Genomic DNA, 14218 nt, shown 5'->3' on the forward strand with positions numbered 1-14218 from the left:
CTATTTTCTGGAGGCAACGAAAACGTGTGCTTTGGCGCAGGCGCGGCGTGTAACTGCAGGCCCAATTCCGATCGCTGCGGTTCGCTGATCACTGGTGCGCGGGATTCGCTCCGAATCGCCCGAAGCGCGCCATCCTCCGCCCATCGCGACGAACAACTGCGCGCTATCGAGGCAGCGTTGCCCTCGGGCTTTGGCATAACCAGGCCGCGCCTGGTCGAAGAGCCGCTGGGCGTCGAGGACCTGCAGGAAGCGGGCCTGTCCGAACTGATGGCTAGCCTGCGACAGTTCACGCGAAGCCTGAGACGCATCCAGTGCGTTGCGTTGCGCATCGAGCGCTTGCGCGTCGTGTTTGAGCGCGCGCAGTGTGTCGGCCACCTGCCCGAAGGCGGCCAGCACCGTTTGCCGGTAGGTGCCGAGCTGGGCGCGTAGGCATCGACCGCTTGCTGCCTTTGCGCTTCGAGCGTACCGCCGTGAAAGAGTGGGCCGCTCAAACCGCCGGCCAGCGCCCACAATCCACTCGAGCGATCCAGAACGGCTCCCAGGCCGCCCGCTGCCTGAGTCCGGGACGGGCTCAGCGTGATGTCCGGGTAAAGCTGCGCGGTGGCGACGCCTATCGCTGCGCTTGCGGCGTGGAGCTGCGCCTCGGACGCGAGGATGTCGGGACGCACATGCACCATGTTCGAAGGAACGCTGACCGGCAAGTCGAGTGGCAGCTCGAACTTTGGTGAGCGCCACTCTGCAGGCGTTTTGCCGACCAGCACGGTAGTCGCATCGTTGGCGGCACTGAGCTGTTGTTCCAGCGGGGGCATGAGCGCGCCGTCGGCGGCAAGCTGGCTCTGCGCGCTCATTAAGTCGGTGGTGGCGGCTTTGCCCGCTTCCTGCTCGAGCCGCACAAGCTCGAGGTCGTGCTGATCGGACGAGATAACGTCCTTGAGCGCGTTAATCTGCTCGCGGGCAGACGCGATGTTGACCGCCTGCACGACGGCATTGCCCGTGAGCGAGAGCCACGCCGCCGCCAGCTCATACCGTTCGAACTGGGCAAGCGCAGTCTGCTCCTCTATTTGCCGCCGGACGCCACCGAACAGATCGGCGTCATAGCTCACGGTGGGCCCGACGCTAAACAGCGTGCCGACCAGATAGCCCGAACCGGTGTTGCCGCCGGCGCTCGTGCGCGTGCGCGAGGCGCCCGCGCCCAGCGAGACCTGCGGGTACAGCCCACCGCGCACCGCCAGTATGGCCTGTTGCGCTTCGGCCAGCGTCGCGCGTGCCGTATCGAGGGTGGGGCTGCCGGCGATCGCCGTCGTGAGCGTGTCGTTCAACTGCGGCGACTGGAACAGACTCCACCACTGGGCCACCACCTGTTCGCCGAACTGCAGATGTTGCTGGGCATCGGTGCTGCCGGCGGAAGGAAGCGTGAGCGGCGAGCGCGAGTAGCCAGCCGAGGGCGATGATGCAGGGCGGGTAAAGTCCGGACCGACAACGCAGCCCGACAGAGCAGCCAGCAGCGCAGACAACAGACATAGCCCCCCGACGCAGAGCATCCAGAAGCGCGGCTCGCGGGTGGTTGACCTGTTACTCATAGCGCAGCGCCTCGATCGGATCGACCCGGGAAGCCTTGCGCGCCGGGTAGTAGCCGAAAAAGATGCCCACCGCCGCGGAAAAAAGAAAGCCGCCGCACACCGCTGCGGGTGAGAGCAGGACCGGCCAGTGGGCGACAACGGTAATCAGTTCGGAAGCGACGATGCCAAAGACGATTCCGGCAATTCCGCATGTCACGCTCAGAAATACCGCTTCGACGAGAAACACCAGCAGCACATGCAGCCGGCGCGCGCCGATGGCCATGCACAGGCCAATTTCGCGGGTACGCTCGGTCACCGATACCAGCAGGATGTTCATGATGCCGATGCCGCCAACCAGCAGCGAGATCGATGCGACCGTCGCGAGCAGCAAAGCCATGATATGGCTGCTTCCCTCGGCGGTTTCGGCAATCTGGCTCAGGTTGCGCACGGCGAAGTCACTGGCGTCCTCCGCGCGGAGGTGGTGGCGGCGACGTAGCGTCTCGCTTACCTGCACGATTGCTGTATTGACCTGCTGCGGGCTGACCGCCTGCACGTAGATCTGGTTCACGTAGCCGGTCAGGCGGGGCGTCAGACCATACGGATCCTGCGGCGGGGAGAAATACGCGTCGCCTGCACCCTGCACCTGGCTGGGCACTGCCACACCCAGCACTTTCTGCTCGGCGGCGGTGAATGGAATCATCAGCACATCGTCCTGGTCCTGACCATACGTGCTTTGCCCCTTGCCGACGAGCAGGCCGATTACGCGCACCGGCATACCCTTGACCAGGATCATCGCGCCCACCGGGTTTTCTCCGGGGCTGAACAATTGCTGATAGACGGTCTGGCCGATCAGCGCGACCATCGCTGCATTGCGCTCGTCGTCAGGGCTAATGGGCCGCCCTGCAGCGACTCGCCAGCTCGCCGTGCCGAGGTAGGAGGGGGCGATGCCCTGGATACTCGTCGACCAGTTCTGGTTGCCGTATTCGACCTGACCGATCTGGCGGATCAGGTAACTGACCGCACCGACAGCGGGATCTTCGCGGCGCAGCGCCTGGGCGTCCGAGACAGTCAGCGTGGAGGCGCTGCCACTGCCGGAACGCACGCCGGTCATCGTGGTGGCCCCTGGCAGAATCACCAGAAGATTGGTGCCGAGGCTCTCGATCTGCCGCCTGACCGCCTCGTTGGCGCCTTGCCCGACGGCGACCATCGCGATCAATGCGGCGACGCCGATGAAAACGCCGAGCATCGTCAATGCTGCACGCATCTTGTTGCGCCCAAGCGCCTGCGCTGCCGCGAGCAAGATCATCAAGGCGAAGCCGAGGGCCGCGTGGGTTGCGCCGTGGCAATGGAAGCCGTGGCCTCGTGCGCACCGAACTGCAGGTCCGAGGTGGACGCCCGGTGTCCAGGCAGCGGTGTCGAACCGCGCCGCTCGTCGGAAATGATGCGTCCGTCGCGCATGGTTAGAACCCGGTCGGTATACCCTGCGATGTCCTGCTCATGGGTGACTACGATGATCGTGACACCCTAGTCCCGGTTGAGCGACCGCAGCATTTCCATGATTTCATGCGACGTCCTCGTATCGAGATTGCCGGTCGGCTCGTCGGCGAGCAGGATGGCCGGCCCGCTAATCAGCGCGCGGGCGATGGCCACGCGTTGCTGCTGGCCGCCTGATAGTTGCCCGGGGCTATTGCGCTCCCTTTGCGCCAGCCCAACGAAGCGCAGCGCCTCGCGGGCTCGCGCAAAACGCTCCGTGCGGCGCGCCGGGCCCGAGGACGCGTAGAACAGCGGCAAGGCGACGTTCTCGAGTGCGCTTGTACGCGCCAGCAGATTAAAGCTCTGAAACACGAAGCCGATCCGTTCGCTGCGAATGCGCCCCAGCGCAGGCTCCGGGAGCTGCGCGGTGTCGACGCCTTCGAAAACATAAGTGCCGCTGGTCGGCCGGTCGAGGCAGCCGAGAATATTCATCAAGGTCGACTTCCCCGAACCCGAGGAACCCATGATCGACACGAACTCACCGCGCTGGATGGTCAGATTCGCGCCGTCGAGGGCTCGCATCTGCACGTCGCCGAGCGCATAGATTCGCGTGACATTGCGGACCTCGATGACGGGCTCTGACATGGCGGGCGGCGACGCGCTAGAAGTGGAACAGCCGCGGACCTGACGCGCTGGCTGCTTCGGTTGCGTTGTTGTGCTGTTCTGCGACGATTACCTGGTCGCCCGGCTGCAACTGGCCTGAAATCACTTCCGTGTAGGTGTCGTCGTCGAGACCGGTCTTGATCGCGACCAGGACCGGGCGTCCGTCGCGAAGCACCCACACGCGTGCGCTACCCGTGCCCGCGGGCGGCGCCGCCGGTTGGCTGGCGGGTGCGTTGCCGGGGCCCGTCGGCGAGAAGCGCAGAGCTTGATCCGGGACCCGCAGCACGTTTTCGCGCTGGTCGATCACGATACGCGCAGTGGCCGTCATGCCGGGTTTGAGCAATAGCGGCCGGTTGTCCACACCGATGACGACGTCATAGGTGACGACGTTCTGGACCGTCTGCGGTGCCTGCCGTACCTGCACGACCTTGCCGTCGAACGGCCGGTTTGGATACGCCTCGACCACGAAGGTCGCCTTCCCGCACGCCGCCCACGTCGCTTTCGCTGACGTTCGTGTCGACTTCCATCTGGGTGAGATCCGCCGCGATCAGGAACAGCGTCGGCGTCTGAAAACTCGCGGCAACGGTCTGTCCGATCGTGATGTTGCGCGATACGCCCGTGCCGTCGACTGGCGAGACGATGTTGGTGTAATCGAGATTCACCTGGGCGGATTCGAGCACGGCGGCCTTCTGTTCGATCATCGAACGGTCGACCGCGACCTGCGCCACCGCCTGGCCATAGGCGCTTTTCGCGTTGTCCACCGTGTCCTGCGAAACGATGCCTCGTGGCAAGAGGGTCGCATCGCGCCCGTAAGCGACCTTGGCGTAGCCAAGCGCGGCCTGATCCTTGACGAGCTGCGCCCGCGCATTAAGTAGATCGGCCTTGGCCTGACCGACGACAGTCTGATAGGGACGCGGATCGATCTTCGCGCAAAGTTGGCCCTTGCGCACCTGGGTGTTGAAATCGCAGTCCTGGTTCTGGATGACGCCCGACACATAACTGCCAACAATGATGGTCAGAGCCGGGTTCGCCGTGCCGCTCGCTGTGACCGCGGGGGCCACTTCGCCGCGCGTGAGAGGACCGCTTACATAGCGAACTGGCGCGGGCACCCGCATCAACCACCACGCCGCAACGCGGCTTGCCAGCGAGACACCAACGGCCGCCGGCCAGACGGCTCGCCGCCATTTGTGTCCCGCAACAGGCGCGCGTCCCGCCGGCGCCGCCTGGTCGCGCAGCGGGTGCGTTGGAGGTGCGACCTCCGTTGAGGTTTGGGGCACGGCTGACGTCTCCAGGGAGCTTCGGGCGCGTTTAGAAGCGGACGGCGGCATGGCACGTGCTGGCTGTCTTCGCGAAGATAAACATTCCTACTCACCGACACGGCATTGACCCATATCAACCGGACAGCCTTCGTGGCCGGAGCGCTGCAGCCAAGAGCGAGGGCGCGGCACGCAAGGCCGCGTGCGCGCCTCTGTTTGCGTGAGGGGCGCACGAAGCGTGGGCAACGTGGCAGACTAATAGTTGATGCAGGTCAAAGTAACAGGCCCGAATCACGTCCATCGTGAGTTCGACAGAAGTGCGGACCTTGAAACGGCCGAGCGCCTCGCATTTGGGCTGGTTGAGGTCGCAGGGCATGGGGCATACATCCGATTCTTTTCGGAGCAACGGCAATGGCGAACAACTCGTTGTCAGACAGGGAAACAGCGCTCGTCTCCCTGGATGCCATCCAGTCGCTGATCGATGTTCTCGTCGCCAGCCGCTATCAGGTGTGCGGACCCACCGTGCGCGACGGCGCGATCGTCTACGACAGCATCGCCAGCGTCAGCGATCTGCCGGCGGGCTGGACCGACCATCAGGAAGCGGGCCGCTATCGGCTCGAGCGTCGCGACGATGCGGCACTCTTTGGCTTCGCCGTGGGTCCCCAATCGTGGAAACGCTTTTTGCATCCGCCGATCCACAAGCTCTGGGAAGTCCGAAATACCGAGCAGGGGCTGGCGATTGCCGACACCAATGAGCCGCCCCCGAGATTCGCGTTCATCGGCGTGCGCGCCTGCGAGATTCACGCCATTGCTATTCAAGACAGGGTGTTTTGCGACGGACCGTACGTCGATCCGGTCTATGGCGCACGTCGGAGGGAAACGTTCATTGTTGCCGTGAATTGCGCGCAGGCTGGCGGAACCTGCTTCTGCGTTTCGATGCAGACGGGGCCGAAGGCGCAGGCGGGTTACGACCTGGCGCTAACCGAGCTGCTGGACGCAAGCACCCACGAGTTTCTGGTGGAGGTCGGCAGCCCGGCTGGCGCCGAGGTGCTCAGACAGATTCCGCATCGACCCGCAGCGCATACCCATTGTGCGGCCGCCGAGGCGGTCGTCGCCCATACCGCCACACAGATGGGCCGCAGTCTCGACACGGATGGCATCAGGCAATTGCTGCAAGGCAACCCGAATCATCCGCGCTGGGACGAGGTTGCCGATCGTTGCCTGAGTTGCGGCAACTGCACAATGGTATGCCCGACCTGCTTCTGTACGACGGTCGAGGACCACAGCGATCTGGCCGGGCAATCGGCCGAACGCGTTCGCAAGTGGGATTCCTGCTTCACGATGGACTTCTCGTACATCCATGGCGGCAGTGTACGCATGACGGCACGCTCGCGTTACCGGCAATGGATGACTCACAAGCTCGCGAACTGGATCGATCAGTTTGGCACATCCGGCTGTGTCGGATGCGGTCGTTGCATTACCTGGTGCCCGGTCGGAATAGACCTCACCGAGGAGGCCGCAGCGATTCGCGCTACCGGCCACGCGGGCAAGGAGGAAAAACATGGAGGGACTTGAGCGGATTCTGGGCGAACAGCCATTTTTTGCGGGTTTCACTGCAGGGCATAGCCGCATGATAGCCGGGTGCGTGAGAAACCATCGCTTCGCGACGGGGCATTATCTGTTCCGCGAGGGGGAGCCTGCCAACGAGTTCTTCCTGATCCGCCACGGCAAGGTCGCCCTCGAAATCGTGGCCCCCGGTCAGCAGCCTATCGTGGTCACGACGTTGGGCAGCGACGAGATCGTGGGAGCATCGTGGCTGGTGCCTCCGTATCGCTGGACCTTCGATGCAAGGGCCGTCGAACTGACGCGTGCGATCGGCATCGATGCCGAGTGTCTGCGCGGCAAATGCGAAGCGGACCACGATCTCGGCTACGAGATGATGAAGCGGTTCCTGCCGGTCTTCCTGAAGCGTCTGGATGCCACGCGGCTCCAACTGCTCGATGTCTACGGAAAACGTTGAGATGGCCGCCACCGAGTCGCCGAATCCGTTCGTCCCGCAGGTCTACCGGGTCGACCGGGTGTGTCGCGAACTCCCTGACACGACCACCCTGGAGCTTGTCCCGCGGGCGGGTTCATGTCCCGCGTTCGAGGCAGGGCAGTTCAACATGCTGTACGTCTTCGGTGTCGGCGAGGCGGCGATCAGTATGAGCGGCAGCCCGGCGAATCAAAGGGCATTGGTTCATACCGTTCGTCATGTCGGCGCCGTCAGCGCGGCGCTCGCCCAGCTCGAGACCGGTGCGACCATCGGCCTGCGCGGCCCGTTTGGGACAGGCTGGCCCGTCGCAGCGGCCGAAGGGGCGGATCTTGTGATCGTCGCGGGCGGTCTTGGCCTCGCGCCGCTACGCCCGGCGATTTATCAGGTGCTGGCCAACCGCCGCAGCTATGGCCGTGTCGTCATTCTGGTGGGCAGCCGCAGCCCGCAGGAACTGCTCTATCGCCGGGAACTGGCACAGTGGGGCAGGCGCTTCGATGTTGAAGTCGAGGTCACCGTCGATCATGCGGACCCAGGCTGGCATGGCCATGTGGGTGTGGTACCAGCGCTGATCGCGTGCGCGCAATTCGACCCCCAAGAGACCGTGGCGCTCGTCTGCGGCCCCGAGGTGATGATGCGCTTTACGGCCAATGCACTGCTTGACGCTGGCGTCGCGCCCGAGTCCATCTATCTTTCAATGGAACGCAATATGAAGTGCGCGATCGGGCTGTGTGGCCACTGCCAGTTCGGGCCGGCCTTCATATGCAAGGACGGCCCCGTGATGCGCTTCGACAAGATCGCCGGCATCTTCGCGATCCGGGAGATCTGACATGAACCAGCCTGACATGCATGCAGGAAACGCGGGAAGCACAGGAAACGCACGAAAGCGCCCCCGGCTCGCGGTGTGGAAATTCGCGTCCTGCGACGGCTGCCAGCTCTCGTTGCTAGATTGCGAGGACGAGTTCCTCGCGCTTGCCGATGCCATCGAGATTGCCAATTTCCCGGAAGCCTCGAGCGCCATCGGTGAGGGGCCGTACGATCTGTCGCTGGTCGAAGGATCGATTACCACCGGACACGATGCCGAGCGCATCCTTGCGGTACGCCAGCAATCGAAGTTTCTGGTGACCATCGGTGCCTGTGCGACCGCTGGCGGCGTCCAGGCGCTACGCAACTTCGCCGATATCCGCGAGTTCGTGGCTGCGGTGTACGCATCGCCGCAATACATCAAGACGCTGGCCACCTCCACGCCGATCTCCGCGCATGTTCCGGTCGACTACGAGCTGCGCGGTTGCCCGATCGACAAGACGCAGCTTATCGAAGTCATCTCGGCATTCCTTGCAGGCCGCAAACCCGCCATCGCCAGTCATAGCGTCTGTGTGGAGTGCAAGCAGCGCGGCACAGTCTGCGTGATGGTGCAGGGCACGCCTTGCCTCGGACCCGTGACCCATGCAGGGTGCGGCGCAATCTGCCCCGCGTTCCGGCGCGGCTGCTACGGCTGCTACGGTCCGATGGAGACGCCGAACGTGGCCGCGCTGGCGCGCGAATGGCAGGTGCTTGGCGCCACACCACAGATTGTCCGGCATGCCTTGCGCACGTTCAACGTAGCGGCGCCCGCGTTTCTGAAGGAGAGCGAGGCTCATGACGACTAAGACGATCCGGGTTGACTATCTGACCCGCGTCGAGGGGGAGGGCGCGCTCGATCTGCATATCAAGGACGGCCGCGTCACGTCGGCGCAGCTCAATATCTTCGAACCGCCGCGCTTCTTCGAGGCGTTTTTGCGCGGCAGAAATGTGGTTGAGCTGCCCGACATCGTGGCGCGCATCTGCGGCATCTGCCCGATCGCCTACCAGATGAGTGCCGTGCATGCAGTTGAAAATGCCTTTGGGATCAAGGTGGACGGACAGCTTCGCGCACTGCGCCGGATGATCTACTGCGGCGAGTGGATCGGTAGTCATGCACTGCATGTGGTGATGCTGCACGCACCGGACTTTCTGGGCTTCCCGGATGTCATCCAGATGGCCCGTGAGCACGGCGACATCGTCCGCGGGGCATTGGTCCTGAAGAAGGCGGGAAACGAGCTGATGAGGGTGCTTGGGGGGCGCGAGATCCACCCGGTCAGTGTGAAGGTGGGCGGCTTCCACCGTGTGCCCGGCCGCGCCGAGCTTGCGCCAGTCGCCGAACACCTCGAAGAGGCGCTCGGGCTTGCCGTGGGACTGGTGCGCTGGGTCGCGAGCTTTGATTTTCCGGATTTCGAGCGGGACTACGAGTTCGTGGCGCTGCGACACCCGGACGAATACCCGTTCAACGAAGGGCGGATCGTGTCGAGCCGCGGCCTGGATATCGACGTGGCCGATTACGAAACCGAGTTTGAAGAGCGACACGTCGCGCATTCCACTGCGCTGCATTCGCTGCTAAAACGGCGCGGGGCCTATCTGGTGGGCCCGCTGGCACGGTACGGACTCAATTTCGATCGCCTGCCGGCGTCGGTTCAGACGCTCGCCCTTGAAGCGGGAATCGGCCCGAAATGCCGGAATCCGTTTCAGAGCATTGTCGTGCGAGCGCTCGAAATCGTCTACGCCTGCGAAGAGGCGCTGAGACTGATCGCGGCTTATGAGCCTCCTGAGTTTGCCTCGGTACCCGTCGAAACGCGCATGGCTGTGGGCTTCGGCTGTACTGAGGCGCCGCGGGGCATCTGCTGGCATCGATATCGCTGCGATGCGGACGGGGCAATCGTCGAAGCGCGCATTGTGCCACCTACCTCCCAGAACCAACCGAGCATCGAATCCGATCTGACTGTGGTAGCGACCGCCATGCTCGATCAACCCGAAGACGTGTTGCGGGATCGATGCGAACAGAGCATCCGGAACTACGACCCCTGTATTTCGTGTGCCGCTCACTCCCTTAAACTTTCGTTGCACAGAACATGACGCACAGCGGCGATCAACCCAACGCGCCGCGCAAGGTGCTGGTGGTCGGCATGGGCAATCCCGATCGCGGCGATGATGGTATCGGCACGATCGTGGTACGCCGCCTTGCGGGGCGGCTGTCTGGCGATGTGGCGGTGGTCGAGCGCAGCGGCGATGTGCTGTCGCTGATCGAGGACTGGGCCGGATTCGATGCGCTCGTGCTGGTGGACGCCGTTGCGCCTGCGACCGCGCGAGGGCGCATTCACCGGCTCGATCTGGCTACGGAGCAACTGCGGCGCGGCATGTCCTTCGCCTCGAGCCATGCTCTGGGCGTCGCCGAAACCGTCGAACTTGCCCGCACGCTGGCGCTTGCGCCACGGGATATTGTCATCTATGGGGTTGAAGGCGGCTCTTTTGTCGGTGGCGATTCCATGGCGGCAGAAGTCGAGGCAGTCGCGGAGGAGGTGGCTCAGCGAGTCATTGTGGAGGTGGCGCGACTCACGCAAATCGTTACATAGACGAGACGCCCCGCGCAATGCATCAAGCCGGGCAAAGCAGTGCAATGAGCCTGGAGTAGCCCCTTGATTCTCAGGACACGAGACACTCCTTAAAATAAGAGGGAATCTTGTGACTAGTTTCAAGCCTAGGCAAATCGTGAAAAGGGCTTTGTCACGTTGACTGGTCGATGACTCAAACAGATGGGGGTTGCGTGTTTGCTCAGACGGTTGACGGATTCTGGGTAAGCTCGGTCAAACGATGCCATGAGTCAAAGCGCTGAGCGAGCTGTTTGCGGTAAAGAGAAGCGCGCAGCAAATGCCGCTTGAGCGCGAAGTGCTGCCGGATCGGTCCGAAGCTCGAGAGAAACGCCCGGGTACGCTTTGGGTCGCGAAACCCGCGCAAGCGCCGCTCGCGTTCGCGCGTAGGTTGATGGCTATTCTCGGCCCGATTGTTCACGCGGGCGGCAGCCTTGACGAACACGTGTTTGACATTTACCAGCGCGGCGATCCTGGACTTCGCGGCCGGATAGCTGCGCAGCTGATCGGTGACGATTTTGCGCGGCACCGGGCACGAACGAAGTACGCGTTTGAAGAATCGTTCGGCTGCGGCCGTGTCGCGCCGCTTCTGCAGCAGGATATCGAGTTCGGCGCCGTGCTCGTCGACCGCTCGCCACAGCACATAAGGTTCACCAAGTAACGTCACGAACAACTCATCGAGATACCATGTGCTGCCCGGTTTTCGCCGGACAGCCTTTACCCGATGCGCGAACTCGGCACCGAATTTATCGCACCAGCGGCGCACGGTTTCATAACTCACCTCGATGCCGCGCTCGAACAGCAACTCTTCAATATCACGCAAACTCAACTGAAACCGAAAGTACCACCGAACGGCACAGTTGATGACCACCGCAGGAAAGCGATGCCCGTGATAGAGCGATCTGGAATTTTTCATCTCAAGAATTCTACGCGACAGCCTCAGTAACGTGACAAAGCCGCGCTGTGGGCTCGGTTGCGCGTGTCGATGCGGGAGGACCGGCAATGCGGGAAGCGCAGCGTGTCTGTCGAAGAAGGCGGCATCACGGTCGACGAAGGAGAGGTTATCGACAGGGTGGCCCGCCTGGACTAGGTCTTCGTCGTCAACTGTTCGACGAGGGCCACCAGATCAAGGCGATTTTGCGGCGCGGTGAGAAGAAAAGCCTCCAGACCGATCGGGTCGTGCTTGTCCCTGGACACGGCGAAGAAATTGCTACATTTCATCGAATTTACACGCTGTTTCTGGAGCAGAGGATGCCAGAGCGCGTCATCGCATCAACGCTCAACCGCGAAGCCGACAAGGCCGCCTGAGCCCACGGCCGCCAGGTCAGGCGCAGAGATCATGGCAAAAGACGCGGGAGAACCCGGTCGTGCAGGATCATGCCTGCCACCATGGCGCAAACGAATAGCGCGACCGGGGCAAGGCCTGTCGAAAGCGCCGAGACCGCAGGCCCAGGGCAAAAGCCGGCAAGGCCCCATCCGATGCCGAAGATCGCCGAACCGGCGAGCAGGCGCGCGTCAATCGCGGTTTTTTCAGGCAGATGAAACCGCGCGTCGAGGACCGGCTTTGCCATCCGGCGCTGGAGCATGATCCCCGGCACAGCGACCAGGACCGCGCCGCCAAGGACGAAGAGCAGGCTCGGATCCCATCGGCCGCTGGCGATGTCGAGGAAGCCGGTGATGCGTGCCGGATCGATCATGCCAGACAAGGACGGGCCGAAGCCGAAGATCGCGCCTGCCAGCAGGGCGACGAGGAGACGTGTGAAGGACTGCCGGTTCATCGCACCGCGCCCATGACGGTCGCGGCGACGACGCCTGTGGTGAGAAAAGTGGCGGTCGCGGCCAGCGAGCGCTTCGAGAAACGTGCCACGCCGAGAATGCCGTGGCCTGAGGTGCAGCCGGATCCGGTTCAGGAGCGCCGCGACCACGATTTCAGGCATCGAGTTGATGCATCGCATTCGCAAGGGTCAGTTCAATTTCGCGAAGCTCGGCCTCAAGGATACCGCTGCGCCCGCTGTATGGAATGCCGTCCTGTTCGATAGATAAGGTATCCTACCTATAGGAAAATTCTAGACCGGCTTACCTATTTGCACCAGAACCGTCAAGGCCATTCCGGAAGCGAATAACTAGCGGTTCGCAGCGCTCGATACGCAGCCAGTCCACGTTAATTGCATTTCGATGAGGCGCAATATGAATTCGATGCCGTTCAGTTCCAATCAAGGAAGGGGTAACGTTTCTGTTCGACGTATCCCGTCACCCAATCCCGCGGCGTGACGTGACCAGCGGTCGAGCAGCGCGAAACAGGGGGCATTGCGAAAAATACTCTACCGGCGCTGCGCGAGCATATCGTCGAAGACCGGAACAGCGGCGAGAGTAAGAAGTACGAGAGCAAGGGGAATGGTCGAGATGAACCCAAAGTGCTTGAAGCCTATGGCGCCTGTCAGGCCACCTGCGAGGAACGACAATAGGAGCGATCCGAGGATGCGCAGTTTCTCGCGATCTGCACGGACTGCGCTCCCGCTCGTTGCGCCAACGTTCCAGTAGAAGAACTTGCCGAGTTCGATGCCGATATCAGTCACAAGACCGGTGACGTGCGTCGTGCGGATCTCCGCCTTTGAGATCTTTGTGATCATGGCGTTCTGCAGCCCCATCACATAGCACAGAAGACAGACGGTCGCTGGTACGAAAAGGACGCGATGGGTCTCGAGATTTGTGCCAAGCAGGCCAAAGCAGAGGAGCAGCGTAGCCTCGAGCATCAACGGCATTGCATACAGACTGTGCAATTGCTGGCGCCGCCCCCAGCTGATCATGATTGCGGACGTGGCGGCCCCGAAAAGGAACGACAACAAGGAACTCAATCCCGTAACGATCGCATTGATTTCGCCGAGCGCGAGGTTGTCGGCGAGCGACGACACAATGCCCGACATGTGTGATGTGTACTGCCCCACAGCGAGGAAGCCGCCGGCGTTGGCCGCACCGGCGACGAAAGCTAGCGATCGTCCGAGGCGCAGATTCGCCGCGTCGCTGCGCTCAGGTTTCGTGAATCCTCGAAGATAGTTGATCGGCATGCCGACATTTTATCCGAGTGAGCGGCGGTGCGATGGCCGCCGCCTGCTTTCAGGCGCCGCGGAGTCCCTCGGTGACCGTGATGGTCACGTCGATCTTCTGAACGACGGTTCCCACCGGCAGCACCGTGTGCCCATGCGTTTCGTTGATGATCTCAGCCGCCGACAGGTAGAAAGCCAGCAGCGCCGTCAGCAGACCGAGGTAACCGCCGGCGTGGTGCAACCACACGAGGCCGGTCCATTCGCTCGCTGCCAGCACGAAGAAAGTGATCCACAAAGACAGAAACACCAGTTGCAATGCGCGCGGCGCACGCCATGTCGCGACCCACATGTAGAGCGTGAACACGCCCCACAGGAACAGATACCAGCCGATGAACGCCGCGGGCACGGTGCCGTGCAGGAACAGCACGAAGAGGGCGAACGACCACCAGAAGGCGCCATAGCTCAGAAAGGCCGTCGCGCCGAAACCATTGCCGCGCGGTATTTCCATGAGTCCGGCGAGCATCTGCGCGGTGCCGCCATAAGCGAAAGCGACGGCGAGCACCATGCCCATCGAATCGCCGCTGAACCAGCCGGCGTTGATCATGCTGAGCAGCCAGGTCGTCAAGGCAAAACTGGCGAGGCCCAGTGCAGCGGGATTAGGGGCTTTGATATTCATGATGAACTCCTCATGCAAACAGAAGTAGACATAGCTTGCGCGACTGTCGTGAAGACTGGCGCCGCGCAAGGGTCA

15 protein-coding genes and 3 pseudogenes are annotated in these 14218 nt (G+C 62.8%); 8 read left to right on the forward strand and 10 right to left on the reverse strand.

What is annotated here, in order from left to right:
• The 5 genes and pseudogenes from BLQ92_RS41505 to BLQ92_RS40475 all read right to left on the reverse strand — a co-directional run bounded on the left by BLQ92_RS41505 (position 1) and on the right by BLQ92_RS40475 (position 4972).
• A pseudogene (locus BLQ92_RS41505) lies at positions 1-1580 on the reverse strand (efflux transporter outer membrane subunit).
• A complete protein-coding gene (locus BLQ92_RS40265; protein ID WP_175773071.1) occupies positions 1573-2865 on the reverse strand; it encodes an ABC transporter permease in 1293 nt (430 codons plus the stop codon). The pseudogene BLQ92_RS41505 and the gene BLQ92_RS40265 overlap by 8 nt, the downstream one beginning before the upstream one ends.
• Before the next feature lie 218 nt (positions 2866-3083).
• Positions 3084-3677, reverse strand: coding sequence for an ABC transporter ATP-binding protein (locus BLQ92_RS40270; protein WP_244106515.1), 594 nt, complete (start codon positions 3675-3677; stop codon positions 3084-3086).
• A gap of 16 nt (positions 3678-3693) precedes the next feature.
• On the reverse strand, positions 3694-4119 hold the full coding sequence (locus BLQ92_RS40470) for an efflux RND transporter periplasmic adaptor subunit (protein ID WP_208449420.1): 426 nt from the start codon (positions 4117-4119) through the stop codon (positions 3694-3696).
• Positions 4070-4972, reverse strand: coding sequence for an efflux RND transporter periplasmic adaptor subunit (locus tag BLQ92_RS40475; protein ID WP_208449418.1), 903 nt, complete (start codon positions 4970-4972; stop codon positions 4070-4072). Before BLQ92_RS40475 ends, BLQ92_RS40470 begins: the two co-directional genes overlap by 50 nt.
• A gap of 390 nt (positions 4973-5362) precedes the next feature.
• Here BLQ92_RS40475 and BLQ92_RS32585 point away from each other — a divergent pair, with 390 nt between their 5' ends.
• The 6 genes from BLQ92_RS32585 (at position 5363) to BLQ92_RS32610 (ending at position 10408) form a co-directional block, all read left to right on the forward strand.
• Entirely contained in the window at positions 5363-6526 is a 1164-nt protein-coding gene (locus BLQ92_RS32585; protein ID WP_090692410.1) for a 4Fe-4S dicluster domain-containing protein, read from the forward strand.
• Positions 6527-6596: 70 nt separating this feature from the next.
• Positions 6597-6971 carry a cyclic nucleotide-binding domain-containing protein gene (locus BLQ92_RS32590; protein WP_244896702.1) on the forward strand — a complete coding sequence of 125 codons (375 nt, stop codon included), beginning with the start codon at positions 6597-6599 and terminating at the stop codon, positions 6969-6971.
• Between the two features lies 1 nt (position 6972).
• Positions 6973-7812, forward strand: a complete 840-nt coding sequence (locus BLQ92_RS32595) for an FAD/NAD(P)-binding protein (protein WP_090692417.1) — start codon at positions 6973-6975, stop codon at positions 7810-7812.
• A gap of 1 nt (position 7813) precedes the next feature.
• Positions 7814-8632: an NADH-quinone oxidoreductase subunit B family protein gene (locus BLQ92_RS32600; protein ID WP_244106514.1), complete on the forward strand. Its 819-nt coding sequence runs from the start codon at positions 7814-7816 to the stop codon at positions 8630-8632.
• Complete coding sequence (locus BLQ92_RS32605; RefSeq protein WP_090692421.1) at positions 8622-9911, forward strand: Ni/Fe hydrogenase subunit alpha; 1290 nt, start codon at positions 8622-8624, stop codon at positions 9909-9911. Before BLQ92_RS32600 ends, BLQ92_RS32605 begins: the two co-directional genes overlap by 11 nt.
• Positions 9908-10408 carry a hydrogenase maturation protease gene (locus BLQ92_RS32610; RefSeq protein WP_090692426.1) on the forward strand — a complete coding sequence of 167 codons (501 nt, stop codon included), beginning with the start codon at positions 9908-9910 and terminating at the stop codon, positions 10406-10408. The genes BLQ92_RS32605 and BLQ92_RS32610 overlap by 4 nt, the downstream gene beginning before the upstream one ends.
• A 199-nt stretch (positions 10409-10607) precedes the next feature.
• Here the strand turns inward: BLQ92_RS32610 and BLQ92_RS32615 are convergent, their stop codons facing one another.
• Positions 10608-11339 carry an IS6 family transposase gene (locus tag BLQ92_RS32615; protein ID WP_090692429.1) on the reverse strand — a complete coding sequence of 244 codons (732 nt, stop codon included), beginning with the start codon at positions 11337-11339 and terminating at the stop codon, positions 10608-10610.
• Between the two features lie 86 nt (positions 11340-11425).
• Between BLQ92_RS32615 and BLQ92_RS40275 the strand changes: the two genes are divergently transcribed.
• Positions 11426-11731, forward strand: coding sequence for a hypothetical protein (locus BLQ92_RS40275; protein WP_090692432.1), 306 nt, complete (start codon positions 11426-11428; stop codon positions 11729-11731).
• Between the two features lie 29 nt (positions 11732-11760).
• On the opposite strand, the gene BLQ92_RS32625 is transcribed toward BLQ92_RS40275, so the two are convergent.
• Together BLQ92_RS32625 and BLQ92_RS40930 are read right to left on the reverse strand one after the other, a co-directional pair.
• Positions 11761-12201, reverse strand: a complete 441-nt coding sequence (locus BLQ92_RS32625; protein WP_090692435.1) for a YeeE/YedE family protein — start codon at positions 12199-12201, stop codon at positions 11761-11763.
• Positions 12198-12323: pseudogene (locus tag BLQ92_RS40930) on the reverse strand (YeeE/YedE family protein); the annotation flags it as partial. The gene BLQ92_RS32625 and the pseudogene BLQ92_RS40930, both read right to left, overlap by 4 nt.
• 2 nt (positions 12324-12325) lie before the next feature.
• Between BLQ92_RS40930 and BLQ92_RS41510 the strand changes: the two are divergent.
• A pseudogene (locus BLQ92_RS41510) lies at positions 12326-12466 on the forward strand (IS6 family transposase); the annotation flags it as partial.
• 278 nt (positions 12467-12744) lie between these two features.
• Here the strand turns inward: BLQ92_RS41510 and BLQ92_RS32635 are convergent.
• Both BLQ92_RS32635 and BLQ92_RS32640 read right to left on the reverse strand, forming a co-directional pair.
• Positions 12745-13488, reverse strand: coding sequence for a YoaK family protein (locus BLQ92_RS32635; RefSeq protein WP_090692438.1), 744 nt, complete (start codon positions 13486-13488; stop codon positions 12745-12747).
• A gap of 49 nt (positions 13489-13537) precedes the next feature.
• Positions 13538-14143, reverse strand: a complete 606-nt coding sequence (locus BLQ92_RS32640) for an acetate uptake transporter (protein ID WP_090692442.1) — start codon at positions 14141-14143, stop codon at positions 13538-13540.
• Positions 14144-14218 lie beyond the last annotated feature (75 nt).

Source organism: Paraburkholderia phenazinium, assembly GCF_900100735.1.
GTDB lineage: Bacteria > Pseudomonadota > Gammaproteobacteria > Burkholderiales > Burkholderiaceae > Paraburkholderia > Paraburkholderia phenazinia.